This is a genomic window from Pseudomonas syringae, from assembly GCF_021606685.1.
GTDB lineage: Bacteria > Pseudomonadota > Gammaproteobacteria > Pseudomonadales > Pseudomonadaceae > Aquipseudomonas > Aquipseudomonas syringae_R.
The window spans coordinates 52290-70703 of the sequence record NZ_WKCB01000021.1 but is presented as its reverse complement, the minus strand read 5'-3'; the positions used below and the strand labels follow the sequence as shown (position 1 = coordinate 70703).

The 18414-nt window shown below is 62.0% G+C and carries 17 protein-coding genes; 8 read left to right on the top strand and 9 right to left on the bottom strand.

From position 1 onward, the window contains the following. Window positions 1-173: 173 nt before the first annotated feature. Complete coding sequence (locus GIW02_RS11040; RefSeq protein WP_236410706.1) at window positions 174-641, bottom strand: TIGR02444 family protein; 468 nt, start codon at window positions 639-641, stop codon at window positions 174-176. A 50-nt stretch (window positions 642-691) separates the two neighbouring features. On the opposite strand from GIW02_RS11040, the gene GIW02_RS11035 reads away from it, so the two are divergent. The 3 genes from GIW02_RS11035 to GIW02_RS11025 all read left to right on the top strand — a co-directional run bounded on the left by GIW02_RS11035 (window position 692) and on the right by GIW02_RS11025 (window position 3894). Continuing rightward, the gene (locus GIW02_RS11035; protein WP_236410707.1) at window positions 692-2602 is read left to right on the top strand and encodes an ATP-binding cassette domain-containing protein; all 1911 of its coding nucleotides are present in this window, start codon (window positions 692-694) and stop codon (window positions 2600-2602) included. Further along, complete coding sequence (locus tag GIW02_RS11030) at window positions 2602-3174, top strand: mechanosensitive ion channel family protein (protein ID WP_236410708.1); 573 nt, start codon at window positions 2602-2604, stop codon at window positions 3172-3174. Before GIW02_RS11035 ends, GIW02_RS11030 begins: the two co-directional genes overlap by 1 nt. A gap of 87 nt (window positions 3175-3261) precedes the next feature. Next, window positions 3262-3894, top strand: a complete 633-nt coding sequence (locus GIW02_RS11025) for a LysE family transporter (RefSeq protein ID WP_236410709.1) — start codon at window positions 3262-3264, stop codon at window positions 3892-3894. A gap of 141 nt (window positions 3895-4035) precedes the next feature. Here GIW02_RS11025 and GIW02_RS11020 read toward each other — a convergent pair whose 3' ends face one another. From GIW02_RS11020 to GIW02_RS10995, 5 genes are all read right to left on the bottom strand, one after another. Beyond that, window positions 4036-4167, bottom strand: coding sequence for a hypothetical protein (locus GIW02_RS11020; RefSeq protein WP_456361610.1), 132 nt, complete (start codon window positions 4165-4167; stop codon window positions 4036-4038). 235 nt (window positions 4168-4402) lie between these two features. After that, window positions 4403-5143, bottom strand: coding sequence for a penicillin-binding protein activator LpoB (locus tag GIW02_RS11010; protein ID WP_236410710.1), 741 nt, complete (start codon window positions 5141-5143; stop codon window positions 4403-4405). A 3-nt stretch (window positions 5144-5146) separates the two neighbouring features. Next, window positions 5147-5734 (bottom strand): penicillin-binding protein activator LpoB, encoded by a 588-nt coding sequence (gene lpoB, locus GIW02_RS11005; protein ID WP_236410711.1) that lies wholly within the window; start codon window positions 5732-5734, stop codon window positions 5147-5149. 35 nt (window positions 5735-5769) lie between these two features. Continuing rightward, complete coding sequence (locus GIW02_RS11000) at window positions 5770-6141, bottom strand: YcfL family protein (RefSeq protein WP_236410712.1); 372 nt, start codon at window positions 6139-6141, stop codon at window positions 5770-5772. 11 nt (window positions 6142-6152) lie between these two features. After that, window positions 6153-7550: a hypothetical protein gene (locus GIW02_RS10995; RefSeq protein WP_236410713.1), complete on the bottom strand. Its 1398-nt coding sequence runs from the start codon at window positions 7548-7550 to the stop codon at window positions 6153-6155. A gap of 266 nt (window positions 7551-7816) precedes the next feature. Here GIW02_RS10995 and GIW02_RS10990 point away from each other — a divergent pair, with 266 nt between their 5' ends. Continuing rightward, window positions 7817-9712 (top strand): FTR1 family protein, encoded by a 1896-nt coding sequence (locus GIW02_RS10990; RefSeq protein WP_236410714.1) that lies wholly within the window; start codon window positions 7817-7819, stop codon window positions 9710-9712. Window positions 9713-9714: 2 nt separating this feature from the next. Next, window positions 9715-10170, top strand: a complete 456-nt coding sequence (locus GIW02_RS10985) for a YaiI/YqxD family protein (protein WP_236410715.1) — start codon at window positions 9715-9717, stop codon at window positions 10168-10170. A 205-nt stretch (window positions 10171-10375) separates the two neighbouring features. Here the strand turns inward: GIW02_RS10985 and elbB are convergent, their stop codons facing one another. Next, a complete protein-coding gene (gene elbB, locus GIW02_RS10980) occupies window positions 10376-11041 on the bottom strand; it encodes an isoprenoid biosynthesis glyoxalase ElbB (RefSeq protein WP_236410716.1) in 666 nt (221 codons plus the stop codon). A gap of 116 nt (window positions 11042-11157) precedes the next feature. On the opposite strand from elbB, the gene GIW02_RS10975 reads away from it, so the two are divergent. Next, window positions 11158-12393: a sterol desaturase family protein gene (locus tag GIW02_RS10975; RefSeq protein WP_236410717.1), complete on the top strand. Its 1236-nt coding sequence runs from the start codon at window positions 11158-11160 to the stop codon at window positions 12391-12393. Here GIW02_RS10975 and GIW02_RS10970 read toward each other — a convergent pair. After that, window positions 12374-13009 carry a DedA family protein gene (locus GIW02_RS10970; RefSeq protein ID WP_236410718.1) on the bottom strand — a complete coding sequence of 212 codons (636 nt, stop codon included), beginning with the start codon at window positions 13007-13009 and terminating at the stop codon, window positions 12374-12376. The two genes, GIW02_RS10975 and GIW02_RS10970, sit on opposite strands and share 20 nt — an antisense overlap. Before the next feature lie 207 nt (window positions 13010-13216). Between GIW02_RS10970 and hemB the strand changes: the two genes are divergently transcribed. Both hemB and ppk1 read left to right on the top strand, forming a co-directional pair. Then, on the top strand, window positions 13217-14230 hold the full coding sequence (hemB, locus tag GIW02_RS10965; RefSeq protein WP_236410719.1) for a porphobilinogen synthase: 1014 nt from the start codon (window positions 13217-13219) through the stop codon (window positions 14228-14230). Window positions 14231-14248: 18 nt separating this feature from the next. After that, a complete protein-coding gene (gene ppk1, locus GIW02_RS10960; protein WP_236410720.1) occupies window positions 14249-16477 on the top strand; it encodes a polyphosphate kinase 1 in 2229 nt (742 codons plus the stop codon). Window positions 16478-16615: 138 nt separating this feature from the next. Here ppk1 and ppx read toward each other — a convergent pair whose 3' ends face one another. Beyond that, a complete protein-coding gene (gene ppx, locus GIW02_RS10955; protein ID WP_236410721.1) occupies window positions 16616-18118 on the bottom strand; it encodes an exopolyphosphatase in 1503 nt (500 codons plus the stop codon). Window positions 18119-18414 lie beyond the last annotated feature (296 nt).

The following is an 18414-nucleotide window of genomic DNA, read 5'->3' as shown; positions in this document are numbered from 1 at the left end:
GCCAAGCCAGCCGCTAAGCCAGCCGCTAAGCCTGCTGCCGCAAAACCTGCAGTCAAGCCAGCACCGGCCAAGCCAGCCACTCCGGCTGCAACCCCGGCGTCTACCGCGCCAACCGCACCGGCCAGCAGCACGCCTGCACCGGTAGCGCCAAGCACCACCCCAACCAGCGCTTCCTAAGTGCCGGTGGCCGCGACGCGCAGCTGCTGCAGCGCGTCGTGGTCAAGGTTGGCGGCATCCTCAGCCGCCAGTCTTTCAAGCCATCGCTGTTGACTCATTACCTCTGCGCTTGGCCATGTGTGCGCCAAGGCTTGCAGGCGCGTCAGCAACACGCGTTCGGCATCCAGCTCCAGGGCCTTGACCCGCTCCCGTAACCCCGCGAGTAATTCATCCTGCTGCGCCATGCTTCGCCATTGCATGCGTACCTGCCGCAACGGTTCCACCACCTGTGCCTGCCAAGGCCCGGCGAGCTGTTTGAGCGCCTGCAGGCGTTCGGCCGTCAGCGCCACCCCGCGCCGTTCCAGCCAGGCGCCGCAGAGCAACAGGCACACATCCGCGCCTTGCGCCTGCAAGCGCAGGCAAGCGGCTTCGATGCCCGGACGGGCGTAAGTCGAGAGGGCAAAGCTCCACAGGTCAGCGCACATATTCACACCCAAGCCAGCGGCCAACGAAGCTGGTAGACTCCGCCGCCATTATGATCCGACTTCAAAGCCTAACATTACAGCGTGGCCCGCAACGTCTTCTCGAAGACGCCGAGCTGACCCTGCACGCCGGTCACAAAGCCGGCCTGATCGGTGCCAACGGCGCCGGTAAATCCACGTTGTTCGCCCTGTTGCTGGGTGAGCTGACCCCGGATTCCGGGGACTGCTTGCTGCCGGCCGACTGGCGTATCGCCCATATGCGCCAGGAGATCGACACCCTGGACCGCATCGCGATCGACTACGTGCTCGATGGCGACCTGCGCCTGCGCCAGGTACAACACGACCTGGCCGAGGCCGAGAAAGCCCAGGACGGCGCCGCCCAGGCCCGCCTGCACGCGGAACTCGACAGCGCCGATGGCTACACTGCCGACGCCCGCGCTCGCAAAATGCTCGCCGGCCTTGGCTTTACCAACGAACAGATGGACCGCCCGGTTGCCGACTTCTCCGGCGGCTGGCGCATGCGCCTTAACCTGGCCCAGGCGCTGATGTGCCCGTCCGATCTGTTGCTGCTCGACGAACCGACCAACCACTTGGACCTCGATGCGATCCTGTGGCTGGAAGACTTCCTCAAGGGTTACCAGGGCACCTTGCTGCTGATTTCCCACGACCGGGATTTCCTCGACGCCGTGGTCGACAACATCGCCCACGTCGAACAGAAGAAAATCACCCTCTACCGTGGCGGCTACACCGCGTTCGAGCGCGCCCGTGCCGAGCGTCTGGCCCAGCAGCAACAGGCCTTTGAGAAGCAGCAGGCGCAGCGTGCGCACATGGAAAGCTACATCGCCCGGTTCAAGGCCCAAGCCACCAAGGCCCGTCAGGCCCAGAGCCGGATCAAGGCCCTGGAACGCATGGAAGAGCTGTCGGCAGCCCATGTCGACTCGCCGTTCGATTTTGTGTTCCGCGAGTCGGTGAAGATCTCCAGCCCACTGCTGGACCTCTCGGATGCCCGCCTGGGTTATGGCGACAAGACCATCCTGGAGAAGGTCAAGCTGCAGCTCACGCCGGGCGCGCGCATCGGTTTGCTGGGCCCCAACGGCGCCGGTAAGTCGACGCTGATCAAGAACTTGTCCGGCGAGCTTTCGCCGCTGTCCGGTCGCCTGACCCGTGGCGAGAACACGGTGGTGGGCTACTTCGCCCAACACCAGTTGGACTCGCTCGATTCCAAGGCCAGCCCGCTGTTGCACTTGCAACGCCTGGCGCCGACCGAGCGCGAGCAAACCTTGCGCGACTTCCTCGGTGGTTTCGACTTCCGAGGCGCGCGCATCGACGAGCCGGTGCTGAATTTCTCCGGTGGCGAAAAGGCCCGCCTGGCCTTGGCCCTGATCGCCTGGGACCGCCCGAACCTGCTGCTGCTCGACGAACCGACCAACCACTTGGACCTGGAGATGCGCCTGGCGCTGACCATGGCCCTGCAAGAGTTCAGCGGTGCGGTACTGGTGGTGTCTCACGATCGCCACTTGCTCAAGAGCACCACCGATAACTTCCTGCTGGTCGCGGATGGCAAGGTCGAAGAATTTGACGGTGATCTGGACGACTACGCCCGCTGGCTGACGGATTACCGTCTGCGCAACGCGCCGGTCAGCAATACTCCGGTCAACCCGGACAAAACCGACAAGAAGGCCCAGCGCCAGGCCGCCGCCGCGTTGCGTCAGCAGTTGGCACCGCACAAGCGTGAAGCCGACAAGCTGGAAGCCGAGCTGGGCAAGGTGCATGAGCGCCTGGCCAAGATCGAAGCCAGCCTGGGTGACAGCGCCGTGTACGAAGCCGCACGCAAGGATGAGTTGCGCGACCTGCTGGCCGAACAGGCCAAGCTCAAGGTCCGCGAAGGGCAATTGGAGGAAACCTGGATGGAAGCCCTCGAACTGCTCGAAACCCTGCAAGCGCAGCTGGAGGCGCTGTCCTGATGGAAGCCTTGCAACTGCCGATACCGACGCAATGGGTCGAGCCCTTGTGGGTCGGCGTGCAAATCCTGCTGATCCTGCTGGCCGGCTACCTCGCTCAGCGTGTGGTTGCCAACGGGCTGACCCGTCTGGGTGAGCGTTACCCGTTCCCGCCGCAACTGCTGATGCCCCTGCGCGGCGGCTTGCGCTGGTTGATCATGGGCAGCGCGCTGATCTTCGTACTGGGCCGCCTGGGCGTGTCCGCCACGGTGTTGTGGACGGCGCTGTCGGGGTTTGTCGCGGTCGCTGCGGTGGCGTTCTTCGCCATGTGGTCGGTGCTGTCCAACCTGCTGTGCGCGATTCTGATCTTTACCGTGGGGCCGTTTCGGCTCGGTGACATCGTCGAGCTGGTGGACACTGTCGACAAGCCCGGCGTGAAAGGCCGGGTCGTGGCGATCAACCTGCTCTACACCACGCTGATCGAAGTGGAAGCGGCCGGCACCGACAGCGCCATGGTGCAGGTGCCCAACAGCCTGTTCTTCCAGCGCTCGGTGCGGCGCTGGCCTGGCAATCATGTGTTCCCAGGCGACCGCTAGCAAAAATCTATAGCCAGCCTTCGGTCGGCGGAGTTAGCTTAGGGCATATTCAAGTCACAACAGCGAACTCCCCACCAGAGGTGTGTAATGGCACTCGATACATGGCTGGCCTTTTTCGTGGCCAGTTGGATCATCTCCCTTTCCCCCGGCGCCGGCGCCATCGCGTCGATGTCCAGCGGCCTGCAGTACGGTTTCCTGCGCGGTTACTGGAACGCCATTGGCCTGCAACTCGGCCTGGCGATGCAGATTGCCGTGGTGGCGGGTGGCCTGGGTGCCATCCTGGCGGCGTCTTCGACCGCGTTTTATGCGATCAAATGGTTTGGTGTGGCGTACCTGGTGTATTTGGCCGTCAAGCAATGGCGTGCCTTACCCATGGACATGAGCGACGACGCGGCGATCCGCCCGATCGGCAAACCGATGGCGATGATGTTCCGTGGGTTCCTGGTCAATGCCAGCAACCCCAAGGCTTTGGTGTTTATGCTGGCGGTGCTGCCGCAGTTCGTGAACCCGCAGGCGCCGCTGCTGATCCAGTACCTGATCCTGGGCGCGACCATGATTACCGTCGACATGATCGTGATGGCGGGCTACACCGGGCTGGCGTCGAAAGTGCTACGCCTGTTGCGCACGCCCAAGCAGCAGAAACGCATGAACCGTACGTTTGCCGGGTTGTTTGTGGGCGCGGCGGGTTTCCTGGCCAGCCTGCATCGCGCCACGGCGTAACTGAAGAAACCGGATTAAAAATGTGGGAGGGGGCTTGCCCCCGATGGCGGTGTGTCAGTCAGCTTATCTGTAGCTGAACCACCGCTATCGGGAGCAAGCCCCCTCCCACATTTGGTTTTGTGTCGTCTGTGAGACCTAGGCTTAGCGCAGGATTTTTGGCGCTTCATCCCTTGGCAGGTTGTTACGCAGCACCGGTTGGCCAGGTTCTTGATACCCGCCGCCGAGTTGCTCCGCCAACTGCCTCGCCACATCCTCACCCAGTGCTTTGGACACTTGCTTCACTACGCGGGGGCTGAACCGTACGTTTGCCGGGTTGTTTGTGGGCGCGGCGGGTTTCCTGGCCAGCCTGCATCGCGCCACGGCGTAACTGACGAAACCGGATAAAAAATGTGGGAGGGGGCTTGCCCCCGATGGTGGTGTGTCAGTCAGCTTATCTATAGCTGAACCACCGCTATCGGGGGCAAGCCCCCTCCCACATTTGGTTTTGTGTTGCCTGTGAGGCCCAGGCTTAGCGCAGGATTTTTGGCGCTTCATCCCTTGGCAGGCTGTTACGCAGCACCGGTTGGCCAGGTTCTTGATACCCGCCGCCGAGTTGCTCCGCCAATTGCCTCGCCACATCCTCACCCAGTGCTTTGGACACTTGTTTCACTACGCGGGGGCGGTTGAGGCTCACGCGCACGTCGCGGTTGTTCACCAGTTTGGTGTCCTGGCCTTCGCCCATGGCGGTAAACGCCGAGGTGATCTCAAAGGTGCGCGTGTTGATCAGGCTGAAATCCGCCACCAGCGTCAGGCCCAGCACCGCCGAGTAGCTGTTGGTGTGGTCCAGGGCGTTGACGTCCTGGGTGAAGTCGATGTCTGACAGCGTGCCAAACAGCACGTAGTCCGCGCCCTTGAAGTTGCCGGCCTTGATGCGTTTGATCACGTCGTAGACGTCACCCTTGGCATCGGCGGTGTAGGGCGTGCCCTGTACCAGTTGGAACTGGCGCGACTTGAGGATCTCGCCCTTGATGTCGCCGCTGAATTTACGCAGCTCGGTCTGCTCGATGTAGCGGTTACGGCTTTCGTACTCGCTGTAGTTCGAGGCACCGCTGGCGTGGTAGCTGCTGGCCTGGAAGTTGTTGCTGGCCGAGACCTGGTGGATGTATTCCTCGACCTGCGCCTCATAGGCCAGGTCGGTCACCGCGATCTTGGGTGCGGCCGCGGCGCCAAAGGCGCACAACAGGCCGATCATGCCGATCCATGCACGCATTGCTTAGCGCTCCGTGGTCTTGCGGATTTCTTTTTCGTCCATCCATTCGGCCAGGCCGCTCTCGACGTCGATCAGCTGCAGGCTGAACTTGTAGAACACGTCCTTGTAGTCCGAGCTGCGCTTGACGATGGAGCTGATGGAGCCTTCCAGGCGGTACTTGGCCGCGACCATGTTGCCGGTCTTGCTCACGGTGGACTTTTTGTACAGGCCGCTCTGGTTCTGCAGTTTCAGTTGGTCGACCTGGCTCTGCATGTCGGTGTTGTCGCTGGCGAAGCGTGCGGTGCCGGTCTTCATCAGCTGGGTCTTGATCGACGTGGTGATCTCACGGGTATCGATGTACTCGCTGGTCTTGTTCTTCACGTCGTACACCTGCACCACCGGGCGGCCTTGCAGGATGCCGGACTGGGCCAGGGAGCGGGTCATGGTTTCGGCGATCATCTGCAAGTCGGTGGAGCCGAACTCGTTGGTCACCAGTTCCACGGCCTTGGTGTCGCCGTAGCTGATGTTTTTACCGCCCAGCACCGGCGAGGTATTGGCGCAGCCGCTGGCCAGGACAGCAACCACGGCGAGAATGGAGAAGCGTGCAAACATGGGGAAATCTCTCTGACAACTGATAGGTGGGCGACTCAAGGCGTCTTCACTTCAAGGCGGAAGTCCGCCGCCTGGGGCAGGTTGGCGATGGCCGGCAGGAAGGTCGCCTGGTTGGCGTACAGGTTCAGCACTTTCCAGGCTTCTTCATCACCCACCGGAAAGCCGTCGGCGCCCAGCCAGGCGAAGCGGTAATACATCATCTGGTTGCTGCTGGTGATGTTGCTCAACTGCACCTTGGCGGTGAGAAAACCGTTCTCGCGGGCCACGCGAATAGCACCGACGGCGATGCCTTTGAACTTGCCCATCACCACGATCTTGCTGGCGGCGCTGCCGGGTTCCGGCGGCGGCGGGGTGGCGCAGCCGGCGAGCAGGGCCAGCGCCAGGGCGCCGAGGATGAAATGACGCATAGCGTGCTCCTTTAAGGTTGTTTGAGGGTGGCAATGGCCTGGGGCGGTGTGCTCGGCACTACATGGGCCGCGAGGCCGCCGGCGAACACCTGGTTGCCGACCACGCGCAGGGTGATCACCTGGTAGCGTTGGTCGGCCTTGACCGTCACCAGCGTGCCGCCCAGGGCGTTGGGCAGGCTGACCTGATGCTCGCCGTGCTTGAGGCGCAGGCGTGTCACCTGGGTCATGTCCGGCAGCGTGCGCCAGGTGCGGGTGTCGGCACCTTCGACCACGGCCGAGGCGATACCCAGTACCAGGCCCGCCATGGGGTTGGTCTTGTTCAGGTTGTTTTGCGCCACGCCACGGCTCACTGCCCGCACGGTGGTGCGCAGAATGATCCCCGGCATGTCGTCGCGCAGGGCACGGCGCGACATGGCCGTGGTGCTGTTGAGTGCGGTGAGGTTCTGCTGCTGGCCGTCAATGCCGATCTGGGCGAAGGTAGCGGTGGAGGTGTCGGCCTTGATCACCGGGAACGACAGCGGGGTGATCACTAGGTTGCCGTTGATCGGGATCGGCAGCGGCAGGCGGATCGAATCGCGAGCGGGGGCCAGGCCGCTCTGGACCACGATCAGCACGTCGGTTTCATCGGCGCCGACCTTGGATTTGTCCAGGTCCAGCAGGGCCTGTTCCAGCAATGGCGTGTTGGGGCGCAACTCGGCGGCCTTGCGGTAGCCCGGTGCGGCCAGGTCCTTTTCACCGAGGGCTTCGTAGACGAAGCCGGCCAGGTAATGGCTGAACGCACTCTGGTAGCTGTTTTTCAGGCCGACCACTTCCGGCGCGTCCAAAGCCTCCACCGGGTAGCCGCGCAGGTCTTTCATCTGGGTGGTGATGCCTTGGCGCTCGGCGTCGTCTTCGCGCTTGAGGTATTCCTTGTCGCGCAGCTCGGCAATTACCGCTTCGCGTTCGTGGGTCTTCTTGATTTCAGTGCGGGCGCCGTCGAAATCATTCAAGGCCAGCAGGTTCAGGGCCATCTGCGTGGTCAGCATGACTTTTTCGTAGTCATAGCCTTCGTAGCGACGCACTTTGTCGTTGACCAGAAAGGTGCCGAACTGAGCGAGGTACTTTTCGCTGTCGAACTTGACCGACTCTTCCCATTTGTAGACCTGCAGGTCGGCGCTGCGCCAGGCGGTCTGGCTGCCGGTAAGGTCGCCCTTGGCGCGCAACAACTCGCCCTTTTCGAAGAAGTAGAGCAGGTCCTTCTCGTCGCCGGTGTTGTTCTTTTCCAGCAGGGTGAGGGCGCCGTCGACGTTGCCGGTGGTCAATTGCTGGTTGGTGGCTTGCAGCTCGGCGTCGTAGCTGCGGAACATCGAACAGCCGGAGAGCAACGTGACCGCCGCAAGCGCGAGCGGAGTTAAGGCGCGAAATGCCATGCAACTTCTTCCCTGAAGGTCGTCAACCGATGTAGTAATTCCTCATAAAAACGAGGAATGAAATTCCCTTTCGCACTAACAGGGCGCGGCATTATAGGCGGCATTACTGGCTAAACAATGGCTTTTTGATGTGATGCGCTCTACAAAACGCCACTATCCGCGCTTAAAAATCCTCTTCCGTTCAACCACCCAATCACTTACGCCTTGAGTCAAACCCGTTAAGCCTTAACAATGTGTTACTTCGTATTTCCCCTTGAGATTCTTTCATGACTGCCCCCTTCCGTTTTCTCGCCTGGCTGCTGGTGCCGGCGTTGATGTCGTGCAGCGTCAACCTGTTGGCCGCAACTGCCGAGGGCGCTCCGCAAGCCCTGCATTTGCTGGACTACATTGGCGCTGATTACCCACCGACGGTGGAGGCGGGCAAGGTTATCGATGAATCCGAATACCGCGAACAGCGGGAGTTTCTCGGCGTGTTGCAGGGCCTGGTGGCAGAACTGCCGCAGCGGCCGGAACGCGCAGGGTTGGTGAAGGGTGTTGAAGAACTGTCAGCGGCTGTAACTGCGCGCCAGGACGGCGCGACAGTCGCCCGCCAAGCGCGCCAGTTGGGTGCGCAACTGGCCGTGGCGTATGAGGTCAGCCAGGCACCGGCGATCACCCCCGACCCCACGCGCGGTGCGCCGCTGTACGCCCAGCACTGCTCGGTGTGCCACGGCACTGCGGGTGCCGGTGATGGCCCGGCCAGCGTGGGCATGACGCCGCCGCCGGCCAACCTGCGCGATGCTGTGCGGCTGGATCGGCTGAGCCTGTACGCGATCTACAACACCTTGGGCCTGGGCGTCGAAGGCACTGACATGCCGTCCTTCGCCGACCAACTGGACGACCGCCAGCGTTGGGACCTGGCCACCTACATTGCCGGTTTTACTGCCGACCCGGCCGCCGCGAAGAGTGAGCAACCCTTCAACCTTGCCGACCTGGCCCGCCAAACGCCCAATGAGGTATTGGCCGCAAGTGGCCCGACCGCTGCCGCCACCTTCCGCGCCCAGCGCGCGCAGCCGCCGCAGGTCAAGCGTGGCCCGGCGCAGTTGCTTGAGTACACCGCGACCACCCTGGACAAAAGCCTTGCCGCCTTCCGCAACGGTGATCACGAACAGGCCTATGACCTGTCGGTTGCCGCCTACCTGGAGGGCTTCGAGCTGGTGGAAAGCTCGCTGGACAACGTCGACGCCAACGTGCGCAAAGACACCGAGAAAGCCTTGATGGCGTACCGGCAGTCTTTGCAGGACGGCCTGCCGGTCGAGCAGGTGCAGCAGCGCCTGGACGTGGCCAAAGGCAAACTCAGCGAATCCGCCGGCCTGCTGGGCAGCGATGGCTTGAGCTGGTCGTTGAGCTACATCTCCGGCTTGCTGATTCTGCTGCGTGAAGGCTTGGAAGCGATTCTGGTGCTGGCGGCGATCCTCGCGTTCCTGCGTAACACCGGCCAGCAATCGGCGGTGCGCAGCGTCAACGTGGGTTGGGGGCTGGCATTGCTCGCCGGCCTGGCCACGTGGGCGTTGGCGGCGTATGTGATTGACGTCAGTGGCGCCCAGCGCGAATTGCTCGAAGGCTGCACGGCGCTGTTCGCCAGCGTGATGGTGCTGTGGCTGGGGGTGTGGATGCACGACCGACGCCATGCGGCGGCCTGGCAGGATTACATCAAAAGCAGCCTGGTGGGCGGCGGCGGGCGGTTCGGCTTTGCGATGCTGGCGTTTTTCTCGGTGTATCGCGAGCTGTTCGAAGTGATCCTGTTCTACGAAACCCTGTGGCTGCAAGCAGGCCCGGCCGGGCACAACGCGGTGTTGGCCGGTGGCGCCACGGCGCTGGTGCTGCTGGTGGGCCTGGCCTGGGTGATCCTGCGCGGTTCGGCGAAACTGCCGCTGGCGTTGTTCTTCGGCATCAACGCCGCGTTGTTGTGTGCGTTGTCGGTGGTGTTCGCCGGGCATGGCGTGAAGGCGTTGCAGGAAGCGGGCATCTTTGGCACGCGGCCTGTGGCGTTCTTTGACTTCGACTGGCTGGGGATCCATGCCGATGCGTACTCGTTGAGTGCGCAGGCCGTGGCGATCCTGGCAATCGTGGTGCTCTACGGCCGCAGCCGCCTGGCGGAAAAACGCCGAGTGGCGGCGTGAGCATGCGTGTGTGGATCGATGCCGACGCCTGCCCTCGGGCGGCCAAGGACCAAGTGGTGAAGTTCGCCCTCAAGCGTCAGTTTGAGGTTGTACTGGTGGCCGGGCAGAGTCAGATCAAACCGAGCTTCTCGTGCGTGAAGCTGATCGTGGTGCCCAGCGGCCCGGATGCGGCCGATGATTACCTGGTGGAACACGCCGTGCCCGGCGAGCTGGTGATCTGCAGCGATGTGCCGCTGGCCGACCGTCTGGTGAAGAAAGGCGTCACGGCCCTCGACCCGCGCGGCAAGGAGTTCAGCCCGGCGAACATGAGCGAGCGGCTGGCGGTGCGCAACCTGTTCACCGACTTGCGTGAGCAAGGCCAGATGGGCGGAGGGCCACCGCCCCACAGCGAAAAGGACAAGCAGGCGTTCGCCAATGCCCTGGACCGCCTCCTGACGCGGCTGATGCGCGAAACCTGATTTGTGGCAACAGCGTTCGCCATGGATAGGGCGCTTGTGTGGCGAGCGGGCTTGCCCGCGTTGGGCTGCGCAGCAGCCCCAAACTCAGCGACCCCCGTTCCATCTGAATCACCGCGCCGCCTGGATTGGGGCGGCTTCGCCACCCAACGCGGGCAAGCCCGCTCGCCACATAAGCTCGCTCGCCATACATGCGCGGTCATCTCGGTTAATCGTTTTCGTGGGTCAGCTCCAGCACCCGATCCACCAGCTTGTTAATGCCTGACGCCACCTCGCTGATGTTCTTGCCCAGCATGTAGGCCGGTGTGCTCACCAGCTTGCGGGCCGTGTCCTCGACAATGTCTTCCACCGCGCACTCATGGTGGGTAGCGCCCATTTTGTCCAGGGCGGCAGCAGTGTCGGCGTCATTGCCGATGGTGCAGGTCACGCCGGGGCCGTAGATCTTCGCGGCCAGGGCGGGCGAGATGCAGATCAACCCCACCGGTTTGCCCGCTTCGGCAAAGGCCTCGGCCAGCGCCAGCACCTCTGGGTTGACACTGCACCCCGCGCCTTCGACGGCAAAATTCGAGAGGTTCTTTGCCGCGCCAAACCCGCCGGGCACGATCAGTGCGTCGAACTCGTCGGCGTTGGCTTCTTGAATATTCTTCACTTCACCGCGAGCGATGCGTGCCGACTCCACCAGCACGTTGCGCGTCTCGGGCATTTCTTCCCCGGTGAGGTGGTTGATCACGTGCAATTGCGCAATGTCGGGGGCAAAACATTGGACCTGAGCGCCGCGCTGGTCCAGGCGCAGCAGGGTGATCACGCTTTCGTGGATCTCTGCGCCGTCGTACACGCCGCAGCCGGAAAGGATCACTGCAATCTTTTTGCTCATGGGCATTTCTCCTGGGGTCTTGGCGTTAAATGTCTACTAATTTGTAAGCTGTTGCCAATGGGATCTCGCGAGGCTGCACCTAATCTTGCTGTAACAAAAACAGACCGGACCAGACCATGGACTTCGTGCCTTACGCGGTACCGTTTTTCATCGCCTTGATCGTTGTGGAGTTGCTCGCCGACCGCTGGCGTGGCGCGCGCAACTACCGGGTGGCGGATGCCATAAGCAGCCTCAGCACCGGTGTGCTGTCGACCACCACTGGCCTGTTGACCAAGGGCGTGGGGCTGTTGACCTACGGCTTTGCCCTCAAGCATCTGGCGGTCGTCGATCTGCCCGCGCACAGCATCTGGACCTGGGTCTTCGCCTTTGTTCTCTACGACTTCTGCTACTACTGGCTGCATCGCATGGGCCATGAGCGCAATATCCTCTGGGCTGCACACTCGGTGCATCACCAGAGCGAGGACTACAACCTCAGTACCGCCTTGCGTCAAACCAGCACCGGCTTTCTGCTGAGCTGGGTCTTCTACCTGCCCCTGGCCGTGCTGGGTGTGCCGCTGGTGGTGTTTATCAGTGTGGCGTCGCTCAACCTGCTCTACCAATTCTGGGTGCATACGCGCCATGTGCCCAAGCTGGGCTGGTTCGAGTGGTTCTTCGTCACGCCTTCCAATCATCGGGCCCACCATGCACAGAACGCTCTTTACATGGATCGCAACTACGGCGGGGTGTTCATTATTTGGGACCGACTGTTCGGCAGCTTTCAGGAAGAAGACGATAACGAGCCCGTGATCTTTGGCGTGACCACGCCCCTGGCGAGCTGGAACCCGCTGTGGGCCAACCTGCAGTTTTATGCCCAGCTGTGGAACGATGCGCGACGTACCGAGAGCCGGTGGGACAAGCTGCGCATCTGGTTCATGCGCACCGGCTGGCGCCCGGCTGACGTGCAGGCCAAATACCCGCTGGCCAAGCCAGACCTGAGCGAGTTCCGCAAATTCGAGGTGCCGTTGGACGTGCGCCAGCAAATCTACATCGCCCTGCAATTTGCGGCGTATGTAGGTTTTGGCAGTTATTTGATGAATTTCGGCGAGGGCTTGCCCACCCAGGCCTTGGTCCTGGGGTGGAGCACGATGGCGCTGGGCTTGTTTACCTTGGGCGCGGCCCTGGAGAATCGCCCGTGGGCCTTCAAGGCCGAGCTGCTGCGCCTGGCGCTGAATGTGCCGCTGGTGTGGCTGGCGCCGCTGGTCGGGCTATGGCCGGCCAGCAACCTCGGCTGGCTGGGCCTGGCGAGTTACAGCCTGCTCAGCCTGATCGGCCTCTACTGTTGTAGAAGCCGGCTTACTCGACTGGCGTCTTAGGCGGTTCGACCGGTGCAGGCTCTGCGGCAAGCCGAGCCTTTGCATCGGCGCAAGCCTGACGCGCGATGCGCGCGTTCTTGAAGCGGCGGCGCAACCACAGGCCAAAGCCCAGCAGCAGCAAGGCGCCCAGCACCCACAGCTCGTACTTCTTGACGCTGCCCAGCATGCCTTCCAGCACTGCGCCGAAGTGGTAGGCCGCAGCACCCAGGGCGGCGGCCCAGATCGCGGCGCCGATACCGTTGAGGATCAGATAGCGCATCGGCGGGTAGCCGGACAGGCCGATCGCCACCGGCATCACCGTGCGCAGCCCATAGACAAAGCGAAAGCTCAGCACCCAGATATCCGGGTGCTTGCGGATGTGCTCCAGGGCCTTGTCGCCCATCAATTGCCAGCGCGGTTTGCGCGCCAGCAGCTTGCGGCCGTGCTTGCGCCCCATGTAGTACCACAGCTGGTCGCCGGCGTAGCTGCCAAAAAAGGCAACGACCACCACCAGGTTGATATCCATGTATCCACGGAACGCCAGGAAGCCTGCGAGAACCAAAATGGTTTCGCCTTCGAAGAACGTGCCTAGGAAGAGGGCAAAGTAGCCGAAGTCATGCAGAAATTGTTGAAGCATGGTCTGGGTGCTGGCGAAATGAACGCGCAGCCTACGCCTTCACGAAGATTCATGAAAGTATCGAGATGTGTCACGAAGTGAACAATTCCTACGTAAATGACGAATGCGACTACAGGTCGCATCGATAAGCACAACTGTCATTCCTTCGTCATAATGGCCGCTTATAACTGCAACGCTCGCCCGTAAACGCGGGCTCAGGAGTCTGTCGTGAGCTTTACCCCTGCCAATCGCCTGTTCCCCGCCACCCGTCTGCGCCGCAATCGCCGTGATGATTTTTCTCGTCGCCTGGTGCGTGAAAACGTACTGACGACGAACGATCTGATCCTGCCGGTTTTCGTGCTGGACGGTGAGAATCGCCGGGAAGCGGTGGCCTCGATGCCGGGTGTAGAGCGCTTGACCATTGACCTGCTGCTGGAAGAAGCCGCCGGTTGGGTCGAGTTGGGGATTCCGGCATTGGCGCTGTTTCCAGTCACGCCGTCTGAACTCAAGTCCCTGGATGCTGCAGAAGCCTGGAACCCGGAAGGGATCGCCCAGCGCGCCACGCGTGCCTTGCGCGAGCGTTTCCCGGAGCTGGGAGTGATCACCGACGTGGCGTTGGACCCGTTCACTACCCACGGTCAGGATGGCATTCTGGACGAGGACGGCTATGTTCAGAACGACATCACCGTCGACGCGCTGGTCAAGCAGGCCTTGTCCCACGCCGCAGCGGGTGCCCAGGTGGTTGCGCCGTCGGACATGATGGACGGCCGCATCCAGGCGATTCGCGAAGCCCTGGAGCTGGCGGGTCATGTCAACGTGCGGATCATGGCCTATTCGGCCAAATACGCCAGCGCCTACTACGGCCCGTTCCGCGATGCGGTGGGCTCAGCGTTGAACCTGGGCAAGGCCAACAAGGCCTCGTACCAGATGGACCCGGCCAACAGCCATGAAGCCCTGCACGAAGTGGCGGCCGACCTGGCCGAAGGCGCCGATATGGTGATGGTCAAGCCGGGGATGCCCTACCTGGACATCCTGTACCGGGTCAAAGAGGAATTCAAAGTGCCGACCTTTGTCTATCAGGTCAGCGGTGAATACGCCATGCACATGGCCGCGATCCAGAATGGTTGGTTGAGTGAAGGGGTGATCCTCGAATCCCTGACTGCCTTTAAACGTGCGGGTGCCGATGGCATCCTGACCTACTTCGCCGCCCGCGCCGCCCAATTGCTTAGAGAGCAACAATAGCCCTCACAGGAACACTCGATGAATACCCAAGGACTTACAGAAGTTGCAGTGAAAGACGCTCAGCCGGTGGTTGAACAAGTCACCGAGACCCCGCCGGAGCTGGAGCCGGCCCCGCCTGCCGTGGTGGCCGAGCCGCCTGTGCCGGCGCCGGTGGCGGTGGCGGCGGTGACCAACCTGGATGACAGCAGCCTGTACATCCATCGTGAGTTGTCACAACTGCAATTCAACATCCGCGTACTTGAGCAGGCGCTGGATGAGTCCTACCCATTGCTGGAACGGCTGAAATTCCTGCTGATCTTCTCCAGCAACCTGGATGAGTTCTTCGAGATCCGTGTCGCCGGCCTCAAGAAGCAGATCACCTTCGCCCGTGAACAAGCCGGCGCCGACGGCCTGCAACCGCACCAGGCACTGGCGCGCATCAGTGAGCTGGTGCACGGCCACGTGGATCGCCAGTACGCGATCCTCAACGACATCCTGCTGCCGGAACTAGAAAAACATCAGGTCCGCTTCATTCGTCGCCGCCACTGGACCACCAAGATCAAGACTTGGGTGCGTCGCTATTTCCGCGACGAAATCGCGCCGATCATCACCCCGATCGGCCTCGACCCGACTCACCCCTTCCCGTTGCTGGTGAACAAGAGCCTCAACTTCATCGTCGAGCTGGAAGGTATCGACGCCTTCGGTCGCGATTCCGGCCTGGCGATCATCCCGGCGCCGCGCTTGTTGCCACGCATCATCAAAGTACCGGAGGAGGTGGGCGGCCCTGGCGACAACTATGTATTCCTGTCGTCGATGATCCACGCACACGCCGATGACCTGTTCCAGGGCATGAAGGTCAAGGGCTGCTACCAGTTCCGCCTGACCCGTAACGCCGACCTGGCGCTGGACTCCGAAGACGTCGAAGACCTGGCCCGCGCCCTGCGCGGTGAGCTGTTCTCGCGGCGCTACGGTGATGCGGTGCGCCTGGAAGTGGCCGACACCTGCCCGAAACATCTGTCGGACTACCTGCTCAAGCAGTTCAACCTGGGCGAGACCGAGCTGTACCAGGTCAACGGCCCGGTGAACCTCACGCGTCTGTTCAGCATCACCGGCCTGGACAGCCACCCCGAGCTGCAATACACGCCGTTCACCCCGCAGATCCCGAAACTGCTGCAAAACAGCGAGAACATTTTCAGTGTGGTGAGCAAGCAGGACATCCTGCTGCTGCACCCGTTCGAGTCCTTCACCCCGGTGGTCGACCTGCTGCGCCAGGCCGCCAAGGACCCGCACGTACTCGCTGTACGCCAGACCCTGTACCGTTCCGGCGCCAACTCGGAAATCGTCGACGCCCTGGTCGACGCCGCGCGTAACGGCAAGGAAGTCACCGCGGTGATCGAACTGCGCGCGCGCTTTGACGAAGAGTCCAACCTGCAACTGGCCAGCCGTCTGCAAGCGGCGGGTGCGGTGGTGATCTACGGCGTGGTCGGCTTCAAGACCCACGCCAAGATGATGCTGATCCTGCGCCGTGAAGCCGGTGAGATTGTGCGCTACGCGCACTTGGGCACCGGTAACTACCACGCCGGTAACGCCAAGCTCTATACCGACTACAGCCTGCTGACCTCCGACGATGCCTTGTGCGAAGACGTCGGCAAGCTGTTCAGCCAGTTGATCGGCATGGGCAAAACCCTGCGCATGAAGAAGCTGCTGCACGCGCCGTTCACGCTCAAGAAGGGCATGCTCGACATGATTGCCCGCGAAACCCAGTTCGCCCTAGACGGCAAACCGGCGCACATCATCGCCAAGTTCAACTCGCTGACCGATCCCAAGATCATCCGCGCGCTGTACAAGGCCAGCCAGTCCGGCGTGCGTATCGACCTGGTGGTGCGCGGCATGTGCTGCCTGCGCCCGGGTATTGTCGGCGTGTCGCATAACATCCATGTGCGTTCGATCATCGGTCGCTTCCTGGAGCACACACGGGTGTTCTACTTCCTCAACGGCGGTGAGGAGCAGATGTTCCTCTCCAGTGCCGACTGGATGGAGCGCAACCTCGATAAGCGTGTAGAGACCTGCTTCCCGGTAGAAGGCAAGAAGCTGATCATGCGGGTCAAGAAGGAGCTGGAAAGCTACCTCACCGACAACACCCACAGCTGGAGCCTGCAGTCGGATGGGCGCTATGTGCGTAACACGCCAACCGGCAACCAGAACCCGCGCAGTGCGCAGGCAACGTTGTTGGAGAAGCTGGGTAGCCCGATTCTGACGGTGAACTAACAGACAACATAGGTCTGAAAATGTGGGAGGGGGCTTGCCCCCGATGGCGGTGGTGCAGTCACAGATGTAGTGACTGACCCCCAGCTATCGGGGGCAAGCCCCCTCCCACATTTGTTTGTCTGTGTTCTTTAGAACGGGTCAGCGCACGTTCAGCGCAAACCCAACCCGCGTCAACCACTCCGCTTCCTGCGCAAAGTCCGCCTGGGTCAGTTGGTTCTCTTCCAGCCAGCCTTTGGGGAACAGCACGTCCAGGCTCTCGCCGTTGGCGCGCAGGCTCACCTGGGGCATTTCCTGGGTGCCACGGATGTGGTGGAACAGGATGGCGAAGCGCAGCAGTGCGCACAGGCGAATCAGCTTGATGCCTTCATCACCGAACTCGGCAAACTTGTCCTTGGGGATGTTGCGGCGGTGGCCGCGCACCAGCAGCGCGAGCATCTGCTGGTCCTCCCGCGAGAAACCGGCCAGGTCGGAGTGCTCGATCAGGTAGGCGCCGTGCTTGTGGTAATGGTAGTGGGCGATATCCAGGCCCACTTCATGCACCTTGGCGGCCCAGCCCAGCAGCTCGCGCCATACGCCGTCTTCCAGGTCCCAGTCCGCAGCCACTTGGTCGAACGCATGCAAGGCCTTGCGCTCGACCCGTGCCGCTTGCTCCAGGTCGACGTGATAACGCTCCATCAGCGAGGTGAGGGTGCGCTCGCGTACGTCCTCGTGGTGATGGCGGCCCAGCAGGTCGTAGAGCACGCCTTCGCGCAGGGCGCCGTCACAGTGGTCCATGCGCTGCAGTTCGAGGGCGTCGAAGATCGCCTCGAGAATTGCCAGGCCGGCCGGGAAGATGGCGCGGCGGTCGGGCTTGATGCCATCGAAGTCGATTTTTTCCACATCGCCCAGCTTGAACAGCTTGCGCTTGAGCCACGCCAGGCCTTCGGCGTTGACCTCACCGGTGCCATGGCCGCCGGCCTTGAGGGCCAGGCCAATGGCGCGGATGGTGCCGGATGAGCCAATGGCTTCATCCCAGGTGAGGCGGTGCAGGGCGTGCTCGATGCTCATGATTTCCAGGCGCGCAGCCGTGTAGGCCTGGGCATAGCGTGCCGGGGTGATCTTGCCGTCCTTGAAATACCGCTGGGTAAAGCTGACGCAACCCATTTGCAGGCTTTCGCGCAGCAAGGGCTCGAAGCGTTGCCCGATGATGAACTCGGTACTGCCGCCGCCGATGTCCGCCACCAGGCGCTTGCCGGGCGTGTCGGCGAGGGTGTGGGACACACCCAGGTAGATCAGGCGCGCTTCTTCACGGCCGGAGATGACTTCTACCGGATGCCCCAGGATCTCTTCGGCGCGGCGGATGAATTCGCCACGGTTGCGTGCTTCACGCAGGGCGTTGGTACCGACGATTCGCACAGCGCCCAGGGGCATGCCGTTGATCAGTTGGGCAAAGCGCTTGAGGCAATCAAGCCCGCGCTGCATGGATTCTTCATTGAGCTGGCGCTCGTCGTTGATTCCGGCAGCCAGTTGTACTTTTTCGCCGAGCCGCTCAAGGATACGGATTTCACCGTTCTGGGCTTTGGCCACGACCATGTGAAAGCTGTTGGAGCCCAGGTCGATGGCGGCGATCAGGGACAGATTCTTGGCTTGGGATTGCGGCATGGTTTGGTGGTCTCGGTCGATAACCCAGCCATCGTGCCACGATCGACCGCTGACGCCAACGCGTGTGCTTGAGTAATTTCCCTGATGCGGTCTGTGGGGGAATTTTGTGGGAAACGCAGGAGTGTTTTCTAAAGAATGGCGATTAAGCCCTTCGATGCTGTAGGAGGTTTTAACTGGGTACTGTTGTAAGAGTGCCTCTGAATTTACCTACAGTAAGTTGTTGAATATTCTCATCGTTGTTTTGTTCTGGACTACTGGGTAAGTCGCGTGGAACACCCCTATATGCTTATCCCTCT

Bases quoted from the DNA above. Each gene is read 5' to 3' on its own strand.
- GIW02_RS11040 (WP_236410706.1), bottom strand. From the start codon at position 641: ATGTGCGCTGACCTGTGGAGCTTTGCCCTCTCGACTTACGCCCGTCCG.
- GIW02_RS11035 (WP_236410707.1), top strand. From the start codon at position 692: ATGATCCGACTTCAAAGCCTAACATTACAGCGTGGCCCGCAACGTCTT.
- GIW02_RS11030 (WP_236410708.1), top strand. From the start codon at position 2,602: ATGGAAGCCTTGCAACTGCCGATACCGACGCAATGGGTCGAGCCCTTG.
- GIW02_RS11025 (WP_236410709.1), top strand. From the start codon at position 3,262: ATGGCACTCGATACATGGCTGGCCTTTTTCGTGGCCAGTTGGATCATC.
- GIW02_RS11010 (WP_236410710.1), bottom strand. From the start codon at position 5,143: ATGCGTGCATGGATCGGCATGATCGGCCTGTTGTGCGCCTTTGGCGCC.
- lpoB (WP_236410711.1), bottom strand. From the start codon at position 5,734: ATGTTTGCACGCTTCTCCATTCTCGCCGTGGTTGCTGTCCTGGCCAGC.
- GIW02_RS11000 (WP_236410712.1), bottom strand. From the start codon at position 6,141: ATGCGTCATTTCATCCTCGGCGCCCTGGCGCTGGCCCTGCTCGCCGGC.
- GIW02_RS10995 (WP_236410713.1), bottom strand. From the start codon at position 7,550: ATGGCATTTCGCGCCTTAACTCCGCTCGCGCTTGCGGCGGTCACGTTG.
- GIW02_RS10990 (WP_236410714.1), top strand. From the start codon at position 7,817: ATGACTGCCCCCTTCCGTTTTCTCGCCTGGCTGCTGGTGCCGGCGTTG.
- GIW02_RS10985 (WP_236410715.1), top strand. From the start codon at position 9,715: ATGCGTGTGTGGATCGATGCCGACGCCTGCCCTCGGGCGGCCAAGGAC.
- elbB (WP_236410716.1), bottom strand. From the start codon at position 11,041: ATGAGCAAAAAGATTGCAGTGATCCTTTCCGGCTGCGGCGTGTACGAC.
- GIW02_RS10975 (WP_236410717.1), top strand. From the start codon at position 11,158: ATGGACTTCGTGCCTTACGCGGTACCGTTTTTCATCGCCTTGATCGTT.
- GIW02_RS10970 (WP_236410718.1), bottom strand. From the start codon at position 13,009: ATGCTTCAACAATTTCTGCATGACTTCGGCTACTTTGCCCTCTTCCTA.
- ppk1 (WP_236410720.1), top strand. From the start codon at position 14,249: ATGAATACCCAAGGACTTACAGAAGTTGCAGTGAAAGACGCTCAGCCG.
- ppx (WP_236410721.1), bottom strand. From the start codon at position 18,118: ATGCCGCAATCCCAAGCCAAGAATCTGTCCCTGATCGCCGCCATCGAC.